We start from the raw sequence: 17,553 nt of genomic DNA on the forward strand, positions 1-17,553 counted from the left end.
ATGAAAAAAGTAGCAACATATCTTTCTTTTTTCGTGTTACTAGTGTTTCTAGGCTTTTTATACGGCTTTACAACTGGTAAAAATGGGGTTAAAAAGGTAGAAAATACTGTGGTTGAATTTGAGGCAGGTGACAATAACTTTTTGACACACAGTATGGTTGATAAATTGTTAATACAAAATAAAAAATTTGTTAAAAATCAACCAAAAAGAGTGGTAAATTTACACCTTTTAGAAACCAAGGTTTCTGAGAATCCTTATGTTGAAAAAGCAGCTGTTTTTTTAACAATTAATGGCGTCTTAAAAACGCTGATAAAACAACGTACACCAATAGCTCGTATTATTAATAAAAATGAGTCTTATTATGTGGATAAGTTTGGAGTTAATATTCCATTATCAGTAAATTTTTCAGCAAGAGTACCGTTAGTTTCAGGAGTAGAGACTGTTAAAGATATAAGTGAGTTAATTAGCTTACTAAAAGCAATTGAAAACAATGATTTTTTAAGTAAAGAAATTATTGCAATTCAGAAAAATAGGCTTAATGAATATGTTTTTACAGTTAGAAGTGGTGACTACCAAATAATTTTTGGAGCGCTAGAAAATATAAATGTAAAATTTAAAAAGTTAATAGCTTTTTATAACAAAGCATTGGTTGATAAAACAATTAAAAATTATAAGACAATAAATGTAAAATACCACAACCAAGTTGTGTGCACAAAACAAAAGCAAGATGGAAAATAATAAAATTGCAGTTGGTTTAGATATTGGTACCACCAAAATTGTTGCTATGATTGGTCGTAAGAACGAGTACGACAAATTAGAGGTTTTAGGTATTGGTAAAGCTAAGAGTTTAGGTGTAAAACGAGGAGTGGTAAATAATATTACTCAAACTATTCACTCTATTCAGCAGGCAGTTGATGAAGCCGAAAGTGTTTCTGGTCAGAAAATAGGAAGTGTAGTTGTAGGTATTGCTGGGCAACATATTAGAAGCTTACATCATAGTGATTATATTACTCGTGAAAAATCAGACGAGGTAATTAATGAAGGAGATATTGAAAGCTTGGTTAGCCAGGTGCATAAATTGGTAATGCTTCCTGGTGAAGAGATTATTCATGTTTTGCCACAAGACTTTAAAGTAGATAGCCAGGCGGAAATTAAAGAGCCTATTGGTATGTATGGAGGTAGGTTAGAAGCTAACTTTCACGTAGTTGTTGGTCAGGTTTCTTCTATCAGAAATATAGGGAGATGTGTTAAAAGTGCTGGTTTAAGTTTGTCAGATATAACATTAGAGCCATTGGCATCAGCATCAGCAGTTTTAAGTCAAGAAGAAAAAGAAGCAGGAGTTGCTTTGATTGATATAGGTGGAGGTTCTACCGATTTAGCAATATTTAAAGACGGAATTATTCGTCATACAGCAGTGATTCCTTTTGGAGGAAATGTAATTACTGAAGATATAAAAGAAGGCTGTTCGATAATTGAAAAGCAAGCTGAATTATTAAAAGTAAAGTTTGGTTCTGCATGGCCAGGAGAAAATAAAGAAACAGAAATTGTTTCTATTCCAGGATTAAGAGGTAGAGACCCGAAAGAGATTACGCTTAAAAATTTATCAAAAATAATTCATGCACGAGTTCAGGAAATTATAGAGCATGTGTATTTAGAAATAAAAAATTACGGGCACGAAACTCAGAAAGGAAAATTAATTGCAGGAATCGTATTAACAGGAGGAGGATCTGAATTAAAACATTTACGTCAATTAGTAGAATATATTACAGGAATGGACGTTCGTATTGGGTACCCAAATGAGCACTTAGCAGGTGATTCAGACGAGGTTTTATCTAGCCCGTCATATGCAACCGCAGTAGGTTTGTTAATGGAAGGTTTGCGTAAAGATTCTTATGAGGCTGTAGAAGAGGAAGTTGTTCAGGAACCAGTAGTTGCAGAAACAGAAGATGTAGTGCATACAGAGGATGTTTCGGAACAATTGAATGACAAAAAACAAGCAGTTAGAGGAAAAACAAAATCTATTTTTGATAAATTCAGAGAAAGATTCTCAGAGTTTCTAGACAACGCAGAGTAAGTATATATAAATTAAGTGTTCTTTTTTATCCCCTAGAAAAAGAATATAAATGAATAAAAATTAAAAGAAAAGTTATTATGAGTACAGAATTCAATAACATTTCATTCGACATGCCAAAAACACAATCGAATGCTATTAAAGTGATTGGTGTTGGTGGGGGTGGAAGCAATGCTGTAGACCACATGTTTAGTAAACAAATTCACGGAGTAGATTTCGTAATTTGTAATACCGATGCGCAAGCGTTAGAAAGTAGTCCTATTCCGAATAAAATTCAGTTAGGAGCACATCTAACTTCTGGTTTAGGGGCAGGAGCGAATCCTGATGTTGGTGCACAAGCAGCAGCAGAAAGTATTCAAGAGATTCAGCAAATGTTAAGCACGCATACTAAAATGGTATTTATTACTGCCGGTATGGGTGGTGGTACAGGTACAGGAGCCGCGCCTATTATAGCAAAGATTGCAAAAGATATGGATGTTTTAACGGTAGGTATCGTTACAATGCCATTTCAGTTTGAAGGTAGAATGCGTACCAAACAAGCTCAAAAAGGTATAGATGAACTACGTAAAAATGTAGATTCACTTATTGTTATAAATAATAATAAGTTACGTGAGGTATACGGAAACTTAGGTTTTAAAGCAGGTTTTTCTAAAGCTGATGAAGTTTTAGCAACAGCAGCTAAAGGTATTGCTGAAGTAATAACGCATCACTATAAACAAAATATTGATTTACACGATGCTAAAACTGTACTTTCTAATAGTGGAACTGCAATTATGGGGTCTGCTAAAGAAACAGGAGATAACAGAGCTAAAAACGCCATAGTAAAAGCATTAGATTCTCCGTTGTTAAATGACAACAAAATTACAGGAGCTAAGAACGTTTTATTATTAATTGTTTCAGGAGCTAATGAAGTTACTTTAGATGAAATCGGAGAAATTAATGACTATATTCAAGATGAAGCAGGTTATGACGCAAACATCATTATGGGAGTTGGTGAAGATGCATCTTTAGAAGATGGTATTGCTGTTACTATTGTTGCAACGGGTTTTACAGCAGATCAACAAGGAACAATTACAGATACTGAGGTAAAAAAAATTGTTCACACTTTAGAAGATGAACAAAAAGCTACCTATAATTTTGGAGAAAAAAAAGTACAAGTAGCACCGGGTCTTAATCAACCTTTTGCTTCAGCAACACCTAGTAAAGTTGTTCATGTTTTAGAGGAAGAAAAAGAAGCGCCAAAATCAAATTTAATTCCTACAACAGAGGCTATAAAAAACATTAATGTTGTTTATGAAGAGGTTGCTATAGAAACAATTTCTGAAGACGATTTTATTATTACAAATATTGCTGAGCAAGAAGTTGTTAAGCAAGAAGTACAACAACAGCCTGTTCAACAAGACTTATTGTTTGACTTACCGGTAAATTCATATGAAGAAATTACACCAGTAGCGCCAATTGTAACAACAACAAATGAAATTAAAAACATAAAAGTTGTAGCTCATGAAGTAAAACCTCAGGTTCATCAAATAGAAAAGCGTTATGTTTTAGATGATTTTAATGCGCAGCCAACCATTGGTAAAAGTTCTACTCCGGTTATAAAAGAGGAAGTTGAAGAAGCTTTACAATTTAAAGTGAAGACTAAAACTAAAGAAGAAATTAATAATATAGAAACGACAAGCGAAGAGGTTTCACCTTTAGAAATTACCATATCGGAATTGCAAAAAAGAACGCAAGAAAGACGTGATAAAATGAAAGGGTTTAATTATAAGTTCAACGATCAAGTTAGTAAAAATATTGATGAAATTGAGCGTCAACCAGCCTACAAAAGATTAGGTGTAGATATTAATACAGGTTCTGATATTAGTAGATCAGATACTGCATTAAATACAGATAATAACGATTTGTTACGTTCTAATAATTCGTTTTTACATGATAATGTAGATTAATAAAATAAGAATATACTTTTTTAAAATTCCCGCCTTGTCGGGAATTTTTTAATCATAAAAAAAGAAAGATGAGTTTACAAAAACAAGTGATGGATAAGATGAAAGAAGCAATGAAATCGAAAGATACAGTTGCTTTAACAGCACTTAGAGCATTAAAATCGGCTTTTATGTTGGCAAATACTGAGACAGGATCAGGTGAAGTTTCTGAAGCAGATGAATTGAAAATTATTCAGAAACAAGTAAAACAACGTAAAGATAGTGCCGTAGTTTTTTCTGAACAAGGTAGGGCAGATTTGGCAGATCCTGAATTGGCAGAAGCAGCCGTTTTAGAACAGTTTTTACCTGAAGCTTTATCTGAAGATGAAATTGAAAAAGTGGTAAACGAAACTATTGTTAAAGTCGGAGCAGAAGGGATGAAAGATATGGGAAAAGTAATGGGGATGGTTTCAAAACAATTAGCAGGAAAGGCTGATGGCAAAACTATTTCAATGATTGTTAAAAAAAGCTTAGCTTAATAATAATGGCTGTGTAGTTCAACTGGATAGAATATCAGATTTCGGCTCTGATGGTTGGGGGTTCGAATCCCTTCGCAGTCACAAAAAGAACAAAAAAGCAGTAGAAATATCTACTGCTTTTTTAGGGGAATATAAAAAGGGGAACTTTTTTAATAAAGTGCTAAAGTATATAAGAAAATTAATATGTTATGTAACTTAAGTTACATAACATATTAATTTTCTTAAAATTAAAGAGCTAGTATTTTTATTTGATTTCTATGTAATTCTATCTTCGATTGTTTCTCTAAAGCTTTCAATAATCTAGAGATGACAACTCTAGAAGTGTGTAAGTCATTAGCTACTTGTAAATGAGTAACATTTAAGACATCATTGCCAACGACCATAGCCTTGTCTTTAAGGTATTTATATAAACGCTCATCCATATTTAAAAAAGCAATAGAATCTACAGCTTCAATGAATTCATTAAGTCTAGAATGATAGCTTAGTAAAATATACTCTTGCCAACTTTTGTATTTACTTAACCACTCGGACATTTTGTTTTTAGGTATCATTAATAATGTAACATCTGTCTCGGCAATTGCTTTGATTTTACTTTTTGTTTCTCCCATACAACAAGAAAGTGTCATTGCACAAGTATCTCCCTTTTCTATATAATATAAAACCAAGTCATCACCTTCTTTATCTTCTCTTAAAATTTTTATGGCTCCATTAATTATTAAAGGAATAGAAACCATATTACTATCAACATCAATAATAATTGTGTCTTCTTCAAATTCTTTATAAACGGCAACATTAGCGATTTCGTTAATTAAATCATCTTCAAATAAGTAACCGTAATGTTGTTTAATTTTTTCTATCAATTTATTTTAGTTTTAGTTAGCCAATTCTTTTAGTATTTTAATAGTTTCGGTAGGAGCATCACTTTTAAAAACATAGCTACCAGCTACTAAAACATCAGCGCCAACTTCAATAAGTTTGTTCGCGTTTTGATCGGTTACTCCTCCGTCTATTTCTATTTGACACTCAGAATTCGAAAACTCGATTAAATGTTTTAATTGAGTTACTTTTTTATAGGTGTTTTCTATGAAAGATTGTCCGCCAAAACCAGGATTTACACTCATAATACAAACCAAGTCTAAATCGGCAATTACGTCTTCTATAACAGCAATTGGTGTGTGTGGGTTTAAGGCAATTCCGGCTTTCATTCCTGCAGCTTTTATAGCTTGAATTGTTCTATGTAAATGTGTACAAGCTTCGTAATGTACCGTTAAAATATCGGCTCCTAAATCTGCAAATGTTTGAATGTACTGATCAGGATTAACAATCATCAAATGTACATCGATTGTTTTCTTGGCGTGTTTCGTTATCGCTTTTAAAACAGGCATTCCGAAAGATATGTTTGGTACAAAAACACCATCCATAATATCAATATGAAACCAATCGGCATCACTATTGTTTACCATTTCGATGTCCCTTTGAAGATTTGCAAAATCTGCCGCTAAAATTGATGGTGCAATTAATTTACTCATTTGTTTGTTGTTGTGTTGTTATGTAGTGTAAAGATAATTAATTAGGCTTTGCTTTTTGAAATTTAAATATAAGAATGGTAATTTTAATTCTCTTTTTTTCTTTTCCATTGCTGAAAAGAAACAAAAATCTAGTCTTATTTTAATTTTTTTGAATTCTAGCATTGTATTCCACTATTGTATCCAGACCACTACGTTCTTTGGATGCTTGCCGTTTCATACAATTTGAATTCTAGCAAAAATTAAAAGTATGCCATTGTAAAAGGTTTAAGTTTAGTCCGGATTAACTCCACTTTTATATTTTATAGCGTCGTTGAATATTTTGTATTTGAAGTGACATCCTTTTTATGCTTAAAATAAATAAGCGTCATTGCGAGGTACGAAGCAATCTACTTTTTAATTATAAGATTACTAAAGTTTGTAAAATGCAAGCTTCGGAATAGCAGCATAAAAAGATAGAGAGGAAAGCGGGAAATAGCTTCAAATAAAAAAACTCCCGAAAATGAATTCGAGAGTTTTATATATCTTCCATGCTTGATAGCGCATGAGTGTGATACTTAATGTAATCTGTGATTGTGCTAGCCTAGGTAGGTCATTAATATTTTAGATCTAGAAGTATGTTTTAATCTTCTGATAGCTTTTTCTTTAATCTGACGCACACGTTCACGAGTTAAATCGAACGTTTCACCGATTTCTTCTAAAGTCATTGGTTGGTGTTCTCCTAAACCGAAGTATAATTTTACAACATCAGCCTCACGAGGTGTTAATGTTTCTAACGCACGGTTAATTTCGATACGTAAAGATTCATGTAATAATGTTTTATCTGGGTTTGGAGATTCACCTGAGTTTAATACATCGTACAGGTTAGAGTCTTCACCCTCAATTAAAGGAGCATCCATTGATACGTGACGACCAGAGTTTTTCATAGACTCTTTTACATCGTTCACTGTCATATCTAACTTCTTAGCAATTTCTTCAGGACTTGGCGGTCTTTCGTTTTCTTGCTCTAAGAAAGCATACATTTTATTAATCTTGTTGATAGAACCAATCTTGTTTAACGGTAAACGTACAATACGAGATTGTTCTGCTAATGCTTGTAATATCGATTGACGAATCCACCATACAGCATAAGAGATAAATTTAAAACCACGAGTTTCATCAAAACGTTTTGCCGCTTTAATTAAACCTAAGTTACCTTCATTAATTAAATCAGGTAATGTTAAACCTTGATTTTGATATTGCTTTGCTACCGAAACAACGAAACGCAAGTTAGCCTTTGTTAATTTTTCTAATGCTCTTTGGTCACCAGCTTTAATTCTTTGCGCTAATTCAACTTCTTCGTCAGCAGTAATTAAATCTACCTTTCCTATTTCTTGTAAATATTTATCTAATGATGCGGTTTCTCTATTAGTAACCTGCTTGGTAATCTTTAGTTGTCTCATCTAATTAAGTAATATTTTTAATTCATCAATCCGTCTACATTAAGTTATACGTATGATGCTTCAATAATGTTACAAAAAAACAAGTTTTTTTCTAAATATATGTTTTAAACAATTCATCGATAGATTATGCTCTTTTGAAGATATAAGATGCTGTTTAAACGTTTTTAAATTTTTTGAGATTAATCGTTTATTTAATTTGTGTAGTAAATATATAGATAGAATGAATGATATAGTATTAGAAATGACAGATGAAGATTTAGTTTTTGAAATAATTAGAACTAATAATAACATACTTTTTGCAGAATTATATCAACGCTTTTCAAAGTTCGTATATATTAATTGTTATGGTTTTTCTAAAAACAAACAAGAAGCAGAAGACTTAAAACAAGATGTATTTGTTATGTTATTTTTAAAAATAAAAAATTTTAAAGGTATGTCTAAATTTTCTACATGGTTATATTCCTTTACCTATAACTTCTGTGTGAATTATGTACAAAGAAATAAAGAGAGAAAAAAAGAAAAAGTAACTATCGCAACAGATGATATTAAGGAAAAAACTAATCAAGATGAAATAGACAGTATTTTCTATTTTGAGCTAAAGATTGATAAATTACAAAGAAGCTTAGACATGTTATATGTTTCAGAAAAGAAAATATTACTCATGAAGTATCAAAAAGAAATGAGTATTAAAGAAATTTCAAAAATATTAAATATAGGAGATAGCGCAGTAAAAATGCGTTTGAAAAGAACAAAAGAAAAAGTTAAAAAAATTTATAATGAACTATAATAACTGCATATTATATTTTCTTTTAAAAAAAACTTTTTATTGATATTGAAGTGTTAAATTTGTAACATAGAACAAATATATAGTAACCTTTTTTGTAAAGTAGTGTCTAAATTATTTAGATACCGAATTACAAATCTAGAACCAAAATTAGCTATTGAAACCCATTGATGATACAAAACTAAGCGATGAGGAGCTAGTTAGTAAAATAGTAGAAAAAAATGACACTCATTTATTCGCTGTTTTATATGACCGATACGCTGGTATTGTGTATAACAAATGTTATGGTTTTTCAAATAATAAAGAAGAGGCCCAAGATTTAACACATGATGTGTTCATTAAATTATTTATAAAATTAAGAACTTTTAAAGGAAGGTCTAAGTTTTCTACATGGTTGTATTCTTTCACCTATAATTTTTGTGTAAATTATGTACAAAGAAATAAAGAGAAGAAAAAAGAAAAAGTAACTGTTGTAACAGATAATATTAAAGAAGATAGTAATGACGATGAAATTGATGATGCTTCGTTATTTGAGTTAAAAGCTGATAAGTTAGCAAAGGCACTCGAGAAAATACAGGTTTCAGAAAAGATGATTTTATTAATGAAATATCAAGATGATATGAGTATTAAGGAAATTTCAGAAGCATTAGAATTAGGAGTAAGCGCAGTAAAAATGCGTTTAAAAAGAGCAAAAGAAAAAGTTATAAAAGCATATAATGCACTGTAATAATTATGGAGAACCCATTTAAGAAAATATTACATAACGAAGAATTGCCAGAGGCACTTAAAGGAAAAGTGCTAAACGATGTGGCAATGATTAAACTATCGATAGATATCGCTGATTTATTTGTGGTTAAATACCCAAGTACAATTGCTGATTTATTAGGTGGTGGTGCATCTAAAAATGAATTTAACAGCAACGAATAACAGAACCAATACGAAACTATGATTATATTACAAATTGATATTATTAAGCCTTTTAAAAATATTTTTCAGAATATTATTGATTCATTACCAACAGTACTTGGCTTTATTGGCTTTGTTATATTAGCTTGGTTAATCATCAAACTCTTTTTGTTTATTGTTAGAAAAGCATTAACAAAAACAAAGATTGATGAATGGTCTAAAAAATTAAGTGAAACTCAAATATTTGGTAATTCTACCATAAATATAGTATTAACAAATGCAATACTCGCGGTTTTAAAATGGTTTTTAATTTTAACCTTTGTAATGGCTGGATCTAATATCTTTGGTTTGATAGTGGTTTCAGAAGGTATTACAAGCTTTTTTGCATATCTACCAAAACTATTAACAGCGTTAGGTATTTTTGTAGCTGGGGCCTATTTAGGTACAATGGTTAAGAAGGCAATACAAACAATGTTTAAATCGTTAGAAATATCAGGAGGAAACCTTGTAGGAAATATCGCTTTTTATTTAATAGTAGTTTTTCTGTCAATAACAGCACTAGATCAAGCAGGTGTAGATACATCAGTAATTAAAAGCAACCTAACTCTTTTAATAGGTTCTGTTCTGTTAGCATTCACTTTAGCCTTTGGTTTAGGAGCAAAAGAGGTGGTTGCAAGATTACTTTATGGTTATTATTCGAGGAAAAATGTAAGTATTGGTAAAGAAGTTATTATAGGTGATGTTGAAGGTGTTGTAATAGCTATAGATAATATTTGTTTAACCATTAAAACAGCTGAAGGAAAAGTTGTTTTTCCTATTAAGGAGGTGGTAGACAGTAAAATAGTTGTTAAAAATTAATGATTTGTCGGTTTTTATTTTATATTTGTTGATAATAATGAAAAGTAAATTAAGAAAATGATAGATTTCGGGGGACTTCTATCTTATAGATAAAGATTTATCTTTGTCGTTATGACCATCGAAAGATGGTCATTTTTTTTGTAAAAAAAGTGACTTAATTAAAAAAGAGGTGTCAAACTGCTAGATGATAGATTCGGGGGGATCTATCATCTAGTAGTTAACTAAAATGACTTCCGGTAACGGAAGTCATTTTTTCTTTTAAGTAAATTAAGAGCATAAAAAAGCCACTGTTAACAGTGGCTTTTTGTTATTCGAAAGATAAGTGTAAAAACACTCCTCTTGTACCTAAGAAGTCAATAGGATCTGTCCATTGACTTGGGCTTGTATTATCGTAAGCAGCTTCGTTATTAACAGCAAATACTCCTCTAATAGAAGGGGAGAACTTAAAGTAACTTAAGTAAATATCTATTCCAATACCAACTTCGTACATTATATTGCTAGAAGTGGTTCTAAATTCACCACCAAAATTATCATCACTATTACTTTCGTTACTAGAAAAATTATAATCATATGATATACCTCCTAATACATAAGGTCTAATATTATTAAGCCTGTTGGTGCTAAGTTTTAAGATAAAAGGTAGACGTAAATATGTGGCACCGACTTCTCTTTCTTTCTGATTTTCTGTTCCAACAATATGTTTAAAACGCAATGTTTTAGTGTTAGACATTAAACCAGGCTCAAAACGTAGGTTAATATTGTTATGTAACCTTAAATCAGCAATTAAACCAACATTAAACCCAATAGATGAACTTACTTCTATCTCAGCATTATTAAAAGAGCTAGGTTTGTAGGCAACTTTATATCCATTATTATTTAAACCTAGGTAAAAACCATAATGAAATATCGGTTTATCAAAACTAGGAAGGTTTAATATCTTTTCACTTTGCGCTTGAAAGCTAATTGTGATAAATGCGAAAAATCCGAAGAACAAAAGTTTTTTTAACATACTATTTTAAAGCGGTATAAATTGATGCGACTCCAAAAGTCACAGGTAAATTCTTTGCATTGTTAAACCCGTTTTTTTGTAAAATATTGTTAAAGGCTTCTCCAAAAGGAAAAGAATTTGCACTTTCTGATAAATAAGAGTAAGCAACTTTGTCTTTTGAAAATATTTTACCAATAATGGGTAAGATAAAATTGGTGTAAAACTTATAACCTTGTTTAAAAGGAAACTTAGTAGGGTTAGAGGTTTCTAAGACCACAAATTTACCTCCGGGTTTTAAAATACGGTATATTTCAGTTAAACCTTTGTCTAGGTTTTCGAAATTACGAACTCCAAAAGAAACTGTAATGGCATCGAAAGTATTATCATCAAAAGGCATGTCTTCGCTATCGCCAACAATCATTTCAATCTTATCACTTAAGTCTGCTTTTGCTATTTTTTGTTTTCCAACTTCTAGCATTCCTGCAGATATATCTAAACCTACAATTCTTTGCGGATTTAATTTCGCCATCATTAAAGCTAAATCGCCTGTTCCGGTAGCAATATCTAATATTTGCTGCGGATTATTTTCGCCAACTAATTTCACCACTTTTTTTCGCCAACTTACATCAATTCCTAAAGAGATAACGCGGTTTAAGCCATCGTAATCTTCAGAAATATTATCGAACATTTTTGCTACTTGTTCTTTTTTTCCTAATTCAGAATTTTTGTATGGTTTGATGGTTTTAGACATGTGATTTTAAAATTATCCGTTAATAGCAACTACTTCGTTAATCTGATTTGGTAGCATATCTTTAAGCATGGTTTCAATACCATTTTTTAAAGTAACAGTTGATGACGGGCATCCGCTACAAGCGCCTTGAAGAATTACACTCACTCTTTTTGTTTCTTTATCGTAGGATTGAAATGCAATGTTTCCTCCGTCTGAAGCTACAGCAGGTTTTATGTATTCATCTAAAATGTCAACTATTTTAGCTTCTGTCTCTGTTAAATATTCTTTCGGAATTTCAACATTTTGCGTTGTTTGCTGTTTCGGAAGTTCTTGTATAATTGTTTTTCCGTCTTGAATATAGGTTCTAATAAATGAACGAATTTCTTGATGAACTTCATTCCATTCTATCATATCGTATTTTGTAATAGATACGTAGTTTTCAGAAATGAAAATTTCTTTAACAAATGAGAATCCAAATAATTCTGTTGCTAAAGGAGATGATTTACTAGCTTCTTCAATGTTTTTAAACTCAACATCTGTTTGCGTAAGTGCTTTGTTTGAACCAAACTTCATTACAGCCGGGTTTGGCGTAACTTCAGCATACACTTCAACAGCATCTTTTTTAGTTATTTCCTCTTGTACAAGCGTATTACCTTCTTGTAAATAGTTTTCTATTTGTTGGCGAACTTCTTCTTCAACATCATCCCATTGAACAATATCAAAACGCTGAATAGCAATAAAGTTAGCTGTGATTAGTATTTTTTTTACAAAAGGAAGGTAAAAAAGTTGTTGTGCTAAAGGTGAATTTTTAGCTTCGTCTATATTGTTAAACTCGTAACTACCACCGTTTACTAAAATTTTGTTACTCACAAATTTAAGAATGGTTTCGTTATTAGTTTCTTGTAATGTTATTTTTAGTGTGCTCATAGGTTGTAAAGTAAAGTGCAAAATTACGGTAAAAAAGTGAGATATGTATATATAAAACATCCTGCAAAAGCAGGATGTTTTATATATATTGTTTAGGATAGAATTATAGGCTAAAAGTAATGGTTCCTGAAATTCTACTAGTATTGTTATCTATATTTAAATCACCAGGATTATAGATTGTATAATATTGTCTGTTTTCGTAATTACTGTAAGATAAATCAAACTTCATGTTTTCGAAGTTGTAACCTAAACCAGCTGAATATCCTTTGATATTATCTTTATTGGTATTGCCTCCTATAAGTAAGTTTGGGTCCTTTTCATAATGATATCCACCTCGAATACTCATTTTGTCGAAACGCCATTCTGTACCAATGTTTAAAGCGTGTGTATTTCGATAGTCATTTGAGAAGTTTGCGTTTTCTTGATTAAAATCACCATCATTAAATTTAATATTTTTATAATCTTTATAGGTGTAATCAACACTAATTAAACCTTGTTTACCAAAAATATAAGCACCACTGGCAGTTAGTCTTCCAGGTGATTTAAATTTATAAGCATAAGAATCTGGACCAATAACATCAAAATCTTCATCAATATTTAAAGCATCAACTTCATTCATTATCAATTCATCATAATAATCTTCAATAACTTCTTGATACCAAGTTGGAGTTTCATAAGCTAAACCAATTCTTATGTTTTGATTTACTTTATAGATGAAACCTAAGCCAAGAGAAAATCCGCTTCCTTGTATGTAAGTTTCTGTATAACTTTCTACATCTAAAATATTCCCGTCAACATCGTCATTAACTTCATTAAAATAAGCTTCTCTGTAAAACTCTAAATCATGAAAGTTTAAAGAGGCTCCTACAAATAATTTGTTTTGGTGTACGGCAGAGAACCCTATATTAAATACACTTGCTTCACCTTCTGTTTTGCTAGAGTTATATTGGTCGACACTTGCATCAAACTGTGTTTTTGTGGGTTTTGTGTCAGCAACATGTTCGTTGTAGAATAGGCGATTACTATTACCTTCAGCTGAATAAAATGCGTTAAAATCTTTTTTAATTCTGTAATTAAAACTTAATGCAAAACGATTCCAATCACTGTTATAAGCGGTGTCAAAAGTTAAAATACCACCAGCTTGGCTAACGTCAAAATAATTGTCTTGTGTGTTTGTGGTGTTACCGTAATACATAGATGAATACTCGGTGTTTCTGTTGCCTAGAGTTACTGAAAATACACTTTTTTGCGCAACGGCAGCACCTGCAGGGTTAACGCTAAAAGCAGAAATATCACCTCCTAAAGCACCGAATGCGCCACTCATACTTTCAAAACGAGCTGTTCCGTAATTGCCATCTTTAGAAAAAAGAATACCTAAATCATTATAGCTTAATGATTGAGAAAAGGCACTATAAGTACTAGCGATCAGAGTCGCGAAAATTAAAATTCTTTTCATGTTTTTTGTTAATTAGTTTTAAAATCTATTTAGAAAAATGGATTATAATTATCTCCTACCGCCCCTAGAGCTTCTGCTACTAGAAGAGCTTCTTGAACTTCTACTGGAACTACTTCTAGATGAAGAGCTACGTGAACTTCTAGTTGGAGCAGAGTAACTTCTTGAGCTTTTGCTTCGCGAAGAATAGTTACTATTGCTCTTAGGCTGTTTACTTTTTCTGTAACTAGAAGAGCTTCCTTTGTTCGATTTAGAATAAGATCTGTTGTTTTTAGTACCTCTTGTAGAACTACTACGACTACTTCGGTTACCTCTTGTTCCTTTTACAGATCTGTTTCCGTTAGGGTTATATCCTTTTGTGTATCTTTTATTAGAACTCCCTCTTGTTGGTTTTTTAATTCGTTTGTTTTTTCGTGACTTTACATCTTTTGTAGAACGTGTAAGTTTAGTGTTACTTCTTCTGTAGGTTTTTGATGATCTTCTAGAGGTAGAGTAATTTCGGTTATTGTTTTTATAACCTCTATTATAGCTAGTTGTTCCTCTTCTTGAGTTTGATACAGTTCTATAACCTCTATAATAATTTGCTCCTCTATAAGGTCTATAATAACGATTGTTATAGTAGTGATTTCTATAATATGGGTTATTAAGCCTTCTGTAGTCGTAAGGAGAGTTCCAGTAATTGTGATACCCCCAGCCATAACCATAGAATCTCGGTCCCCACCATGGATTGTTGAAGTTACGATAACCATATAAACTAAAGCTATCCCACTCAGTATAATAACCCCATCTCGGTGAAGTGTTTATGTTTATTACAACATCACTGTTATTATCGTTATAGCCCCAAGGTTCATTGTTGTTATAGTTAATATTATTTTCTTCTTCATATATAATATCTTCGTCTTCATTGTAATCACCATCATCAGAAGTATAGTTTTCTATATCCGTAAAAATATCGGTTCCGTTTAATGCACCTAAACGTTCAATTTCTTTGGTAAAATAATTTTCTTCATATTCCTGATATTCATTTTCATCAGCAATAATAACTCTTCGCTGAGGTTGTTCTTGAGGAGTGTCAGCATAAATACCATCACCACTGTCAGCAACCGTTTGCATTGTTCCGCAAGAAACAAGTGTTATTATCATAAATAAAGATAGAATATAAATAGGGAGCTTGGTTTTGGCGTAATATAACTTCATGGCTGATTTTTTAGGTTATTAAAAACTAATTCGAAAATCTGTTGCAAAATATTATTTCTTTGTTGGGCTTGTACCCTTTTTAATGTAGTTTTGCATAGACAATTTACGCATAAAAAATAACAATATTTATGCCAAACTTTTGATTATGGGCAAACATTTGACAAAAAGAGAAGAAGATTACTCTAAATGGTATAACGAATTAGTTGTAAAAGCTGATTTAGCTGAGAACTCGGCAGTAAGAGGATGTATGGTTATAAAACCTTACGGATTTGCTATTTGGGAAAAAATGCAAGCAGAATTAGACAGAATGTTTAAGGAAACTGGGCACGAAAATGCTTATTTCCCGCTTTTTGTACCTAAAAGTTTATTTGAGGCTGAAGAGAAAAATGCAGAAGGATTTGCAAAAGAATGTGCTGTTGTAACGCATTATCGTTTGCAGAGTGATCCTGATAAACCAGGGAAATTAAGAGTAGATCCTGAAGCTAAGTTAGAGGAAGAATTAGTGGTTCGTCCTACTTCTGAGGCTATTATATGGAATACCTATAAAGGTTGGATACAATCATACCGTGATTTACCATTATTAATAAATCAATGGGCAAATGTAGTTCGTTGGGAAATGCGTACACGTTTATTTTTACGTACTGCCGAATTTTTATGGCAAGAAGGGCATACCGCGCACGCTACAAAAGCAGAAGCTATTTCTGAAGCAAAACAAATGCAAGAAGTGTATGCAACATTTGCTGAAGATTTTATGGCAATGCCAGTAGTAAAAGGAGCTAAGTCTGAAAGTGAACGTTTTGCAGGTGCCGATGATACCTTAACTATTGAAGCATTAATGCAAGATGGAAAAGCGTTACAAGCCGGAACATCTCACTTTTTAGGTCAGAATTTCGCAAAAGCTTTTGATGTTAAATACACCTCTAAAGAAGGAAAGAAAGAATACGTTTGGGCTACATCTTGGGGAGTTTCAACACGTTTAATTGGTGGTTTAATTATGACACATTCAGATGATGCAGGATTAGTTTTGCCTCCGAGATTAGCGCCAATTCAAGTTGTTATTGTCCCTATATATAAAGGAGAAGAGCAATTAGCTGCTATTTCAGAGAAAGTAGACGTAATCGTTAAAGAATTACGTAAAAAAGGAGTTTCTGTTAAGTTTGATGATAGAGATACTTATAGACCAGGAGCTAAGTTTGCTGAATATGAACTAAAAGGTGTGCCGGTTAGAATTGCAATGGGTAACCGCGATTTAGAAAATGGTACTGTTGAAGTTGCACGTCGTGATACTTTCGAGAAGCAAACGATTGCTATAGATGAAGTAGTAAATGTTGTTGCTAATCTATTAGAAGAGATTCAAGAAAGCTTATTTAAAAAAGCTTTAGATTATAGAGCAGCTCATACTACTGAGGTTACAACTTTTGATGAATTTAAAGATGTAATAGAAAATAAAGGAGGTTTTGTATCTGCTCACTGGGACGGAACGACTGAGACAGAAGATAAGATTCAGGAATTAACAAAAGCAACCATTAGGTGTATTCCTAACGATGCTAAAGAGGAAGTAGGGAAGTGTATATTTACAGGGAACCCATCCTCTAAAAAGGTTCTTTTTGCGAAAGCATATTAATAAGAATAAAAAACCCTGCAAACGCAGGGTTTTTTATTCTTATTTTTTCCGCTAAAGTTTATAAGGGCAAATCTTATTTTAGATTATCATATGTTTTTTAACCTTAAAATAGATTCGTAAGGTAATTTAATTGAAGTCAAATGAAATTATTTCATGTTTTTTTGTGGGTAATTTTTACCTTTTTGTATCGAAATAGTACTGAAAACTATCTTATTAGGTTTTGTTTTTAAGATAGGGTATTTTAAAGTGATATAAAAAACAGCAAAAAAAAATAAAAAAGCTTTGTAGGAATAAAAACTGTTACTATATTTGCACCCGCAATCAGGAAAAATTGGTTGTTTTGGTCCGTTCGTCTAGGGGTTAGGACGCATGGTTTTCATCCATGTAACACGGGTTCGATTCCCGTACGGACTACAGAGTTTAGTTAGTTTTTTAAAAGAGTTTAAATCTTTTATTAGTTAATTAAAAAAAATAAAATTATTGCAAATATCAAAAAGTATTGTATATTTGCACCCGCAATCAGAATGATTGTTTTGGTCCGTTCGTCTAGGGGTTAGGACGCATGGTTTTCATCCATGTAACA

General features: G+C 31.8%; 17 protein-coding genes and 2 tRNA genes. 11 read left to right on the forward strand and 8 right to left on the reverse strand.

All coding sequences use genetic code 11. The features are described 5' to 3' along the window. From P2G10_RS05150 to P2G10_RS05170, 5 genes are all read left to right on the forward strand, one after another. A complete protein-coding gene (locus tag P2G10_RS05150; RefSeq protein ID WP_275315497.1) occupies positions 1–738 on the forward strand; it encodes a cell division protein FtsQ/DivIB in 738 nt (245 codons plus the stop codon). Next, positions 728–2,074: a cell division protein FtsA gene (ftsA, locus tag P2G10_RS05155; protein ID WP_275315499.1), complete on the forward strand. Its 1,347-nt coding sequence runs from the start codon at positions 728–730 to the stop codon at positions 2,072–2,074. Before P2G10_RS05150 ends, ftsA begins: the two co-directional genes overlap by 11 nt. Before the next feature lie 77 nt (positions 2,075–2,151). Then, positions 2,152–4,020 (forward strand): cell division protein FtsZ, encoded by a 1,869-nt coding sequence (gene ftsZ / locus P2G10_RS05160; protein WP_275315500.1) that lies wholly within the window; start codon positions 2,152–2,154, stop codon positions 4,018–4,020. A 68-nt stretch (positions 4,021–4,088) separates the two neighbouring features. Continuing rightward, the gene (locus P2G10_RS05165; RefSeq protein WP_275315501.1) at positions 4,089–4,535 is read left to right on the forward strand and encodes a GatB/YqeY domain-containing protein; all 447 of its coding nucleotides are present in this window, start codon (positions 4,089–4,091) and stop codon (positions 4,533–4,535) included. Between the two features lie 7 nt (positions 4,536–4,542). After that, a tRNA-Arg gene (locus P2G10_RS05170) sits at positions 4,543–4,616 on the forward strand. A gap of 146 nt (positions 4,617–4,762) precedes the next feature. On the opposite strand, the gene P2G10_RS05175 is transcribed toward P2G10_RS05170, so the two are convergent. The 3 genes from P2G10_RS05175 to P2G10_RS05185 form a co-directional block, all read right to left on the reverse strand. Next, positions 4,763–5,395 (reverse strand): Crp/Fnr family transcriptional regulator, encoded by a 633-nt coding sequence (locus P2G10_RS05175; RefSeq protein ID WP_275315502.1) that lies wholly within the window; start codon positions 5,393–5,395, stop codon positions 4,763–4,765. A 12-nt stretch (positions 5,396–5,407) separates the two neighbouring features. Further along, the gene (gene rpe, locus P2G10_RS05180; RefSeq protein ID WP_275315503.1) at positions 5,408–6,064 is read right to left on the reverse strand and encodes a ribulose-phosphate 3-epimerase; all 657 of its coding nucleotides are present in this window, start codon (positions 6,062–6,064) and stop codon (positions 5,408–5,410) included. Between the two features lie 575 nt (positions 6,065–6,639). Next, positions 6,640–7,503 carry a sigma-70 family RNA polymerase sigma factor gene (locus P2G10_RS05185; RefSeq protein WP_028890199.1) on the reverse strand — a complete coding sequence of 288 codons (864 nt, stop codon included), beginning with the start codon at positions 7,501–7,503 and terminating at the stop codon, positions 6,640–6,642. A 241-nt stretch (positions 7,504–7,744) separates the two neighbouring features. On the opposite strand from P2G10_RS05185, the gene P2G10_RS05190 reads away from it, so the two are divergent. The 4 genes from P2G10_RS05190 to P2G10_RS05205 all read left to right on the forward strand — a co-directional run bounded on the left by P2G10_RS05190 (position 7,745) and on the right by P2G10_RS05205 (position 10,051). Next, positions 7,745–8,290: an RNA polymerase sigma factor gene (locus tag P2G10_RS05190; protein ID WP_275315505.1), complete on the forward strand. Its 546-nt coding sequence runs from the start codon at positions 7,745–7,747 to the stop codon at positions 8,288–8,290. A 154-nt stretch (positions 8,291–8,444) separates the two neighbouring features. After that, on the forward strand, positions 8,445–9,014 hold the full coding sequence (locus P2G10_RS05195; protein WP_218772205.1) for an RNA polymerase sigma factor: 570 nt from the start codon (positions 8,445–8,447) through the stop codon (positions 9,012–9,014). A gap of 5 nt (positions 9,015–9,019) precedes the next feature. After that, a complete protein-coding gene (locus tag P2G10_RS05200) occupies positions 9,020–9,214 on the forward strand; it encodes a hypothetical protein (RefSeq protein ID WP_218772206.1) in 195 nt (64 codons plus the stop codon). Between the two features lie 18 nt (positions 9,215–9,232). Beyond that, complete coding sequence (locus tag P2G10_RS05205) at positions 9,233–10,051, forward strand: mechanosensitive ion channel family protein (protein ID WP_218772207.1); 819 nt, start codon at positions 9,233–9,235, stop codon at positions 10,049–10,051. Between the two features lie 307 nt (positions 10,052–10,358). On the opposite strand, the gene porT is transcribed toward P2G10_RS05205, so the two are convergent. From porT to P2G10_RS05230, 5 genes are all read right to left on the reverse strand, one after another. Next, a complete protein-coding gene (gene porT, locus P2G10_RS05210) occupies positions 10,359–11,060 on the reverse strand; it encodes a type IX secretion/gliding motility protein PorT/SprT (RefSeq protein WP_275315507.1) in 702 nt (233 codons plus the stop codon). Position 11,061: 1 nt separating this feature from the next. Then, on the reverse strand, positions 11,062–11,790 hold the full coding sequence (gene ubiE, locus P2G10_RS05215; protein ID WP_218772209.1) for a bifunctional demethylmenaquinone methyltransferase/2-methoxy-6-polyprenyl-1,4-benzoquinol methylase UbiE: 729 nt from the start codon (positions 11,788–11,790) through the stop codon (positions 11,062–11,064). 12 nt (positions 11,791–11,802) lie between these two features. After that, positions 11,803–12,696 (reverse strand): NifU family protein, encoded by an 894-nt coding sequence (locus P2G10_RS05220; protein WP_275315508.1) that lies wholly within the window; start codon positions 12,694–12,696, stop codon positions 11,803–11,805. 103 nt (positions 12,697–12,799) lie between these two features. Then, the gene (locus P2G10_RS05225) at positions 12,800–14,152 is read right to left on the reverse strand and encodes an OmpP1/FadL family transporter (RefSeq protein WP_275315510.1); all 1,353 of its coding nucleotides are present in this window, start codon (positions 14,150–14,152) and stop codon (positions 12,800–12,802) included. Positions 14,153–14,200: 48 nt separating this feature from the next. Next, positions 14,201–15,346, reverse strand: coding sequence for a hypothetical protein (locus tag P2G10_RS05230; protein WP_218772212.1), 1,146 nt, complete (start codon positions 15,344–15,346; stop codon positions 14,201–14,203). 145 nt (positions 15,347–15,491) lie between these two features. Here P2G10_RS05230 and proS point away from each other — a divergent pair, with 145 nt between their 5' ends. Further along, a complete protein-coding gene (proS, locus tag P2G10_RS05235; protein ID WP_275315511.1) occupies positions 15,492–16,970 on the forward strand; it encodes a proline--tRNA ligase in 1,479 nt (492 codons plus the stop codon). 342 nt (positions 16,971–17,312) lie between these two features. After that, a tRNA-Glu gene (locus tag P2G10_RS05240) sits at positions 17,313–17,384 on the forward strand. The last annotated feature ends 169 nt before the right edge of the window (positions 17,385–17,553 follow it).

Source organism: Tenacibaculum bernardetii (genome assembly GCF_029125915.1).
GTDB lineage: Bacteria > Bacteroidota > Bacteroidia > Flavobacteriales > Flavobacteriaceae > Polaribacter > Polaribacter bernardetii.

Excerpts from the sequence above, each read along its gene's own strand:
- P2G10_RS05150 (WP_275315497.1), top strand. The coding sequence starts at position 1 with ATGAAAAAAGTAGCAACATATCTTTCTTTTTTCGTGTTACTAGTGTTT.
- ftsA (WP_275315499.1), top strand. The coding sequence starts at position 728 with ATGGAAAATAATAAAATTGCAGTTGGTTTAGATATTGGTACCACCAAA.
- ftsZ (WP_275315500.1), top strand. The coding sequence starts at position 2,152 with ATGAGTACAGAATTCAATAACATTTCATTCGACATGCCAAAAACACAA.
- P2G10_RS05165 (WP_275315501.1), top strand. The coding sequence starts at position 4,089 with ATGAGTTTACAAAAACAAGTGATGGATAAGATGAAAGAAGCAATGAAA.
- rpe (WP_275315503.1), bottom strand. The coding sequence starts at position 6,064 with ATGAGTAAATTAATTGCACCATCAATTTTAGCGGCAGATTTTGCAAAT.
- P2G10_RS05185 (WP_028890199.1), bottom strand. The coding sequence starts at position 7,503 with ATGAGACAACTAAAGATTACCAAGCAGGTTACTAATAGAGAAACCGCA.
- P2G10_RS05190 (WP_275315505.1), top strand. The coding sequence starts at position 7,745 with ATGACAGATGAAGATTTAGTTTTTGAAATAATTAGAACTAATAATAAC.
- P2G10_RS05200 (WP_218772206.1), top strand. The coding sequence starts at position 9,020 with ATGGAGAACCCATTTAAGAAAATATTACATAACGAAGAATTGCCAGAG.
- P2G10_RS05205 (WP_218772207.1), top strand. The coding sequence starts at position 9,233 with ATGATTATATTACAAATTGATATTATTAAGCCTTTTAAAAATATTTTT.
- porT (WP_275315507.1), bottom strand. The coding sequence starts at position 11,060 with ATGTTAAAAAAACTTTTGTTCTTCGGATTTTTCGCATTTATCACAATT.
- ubiE (WP_218772209.1), bottom strand. The coding sequence starts at position 11,790 with ATGTCTAAAACCATCAAACCATACAAAAATTCTGAATTAGGAAAAAAA.
- P2G10_RS05220 (WP_275315508.1), bottom strand. The coding sequence starts at position 12,696 with ATGAGCACACTAAAAATAACATTACAAGAAACTAATAACGAAACCATT.
- P2G10_RS05225 (WP_275315510.1), bottom strand. The coding sequence starts at position 14,152 with ATGAAAAGAATTTTAATTTTCGCGACTCTGATCGCTAGTACTTATAGT.
- P2G10_RS05230 (WP_218772212.1), bottom strand. The coding sequence starts at position 15,346 with ATGAAGTTATATTACGCCAAAACCAAGCTCCCTATTTATATTCTATCT.
- proS (WP_275315511.1), top strand. The coding sequence starts at position 15,492 with ATGGGCAAACATTTGACAAAAAGAGAAGAAGATTACTCTAAATGGTAT.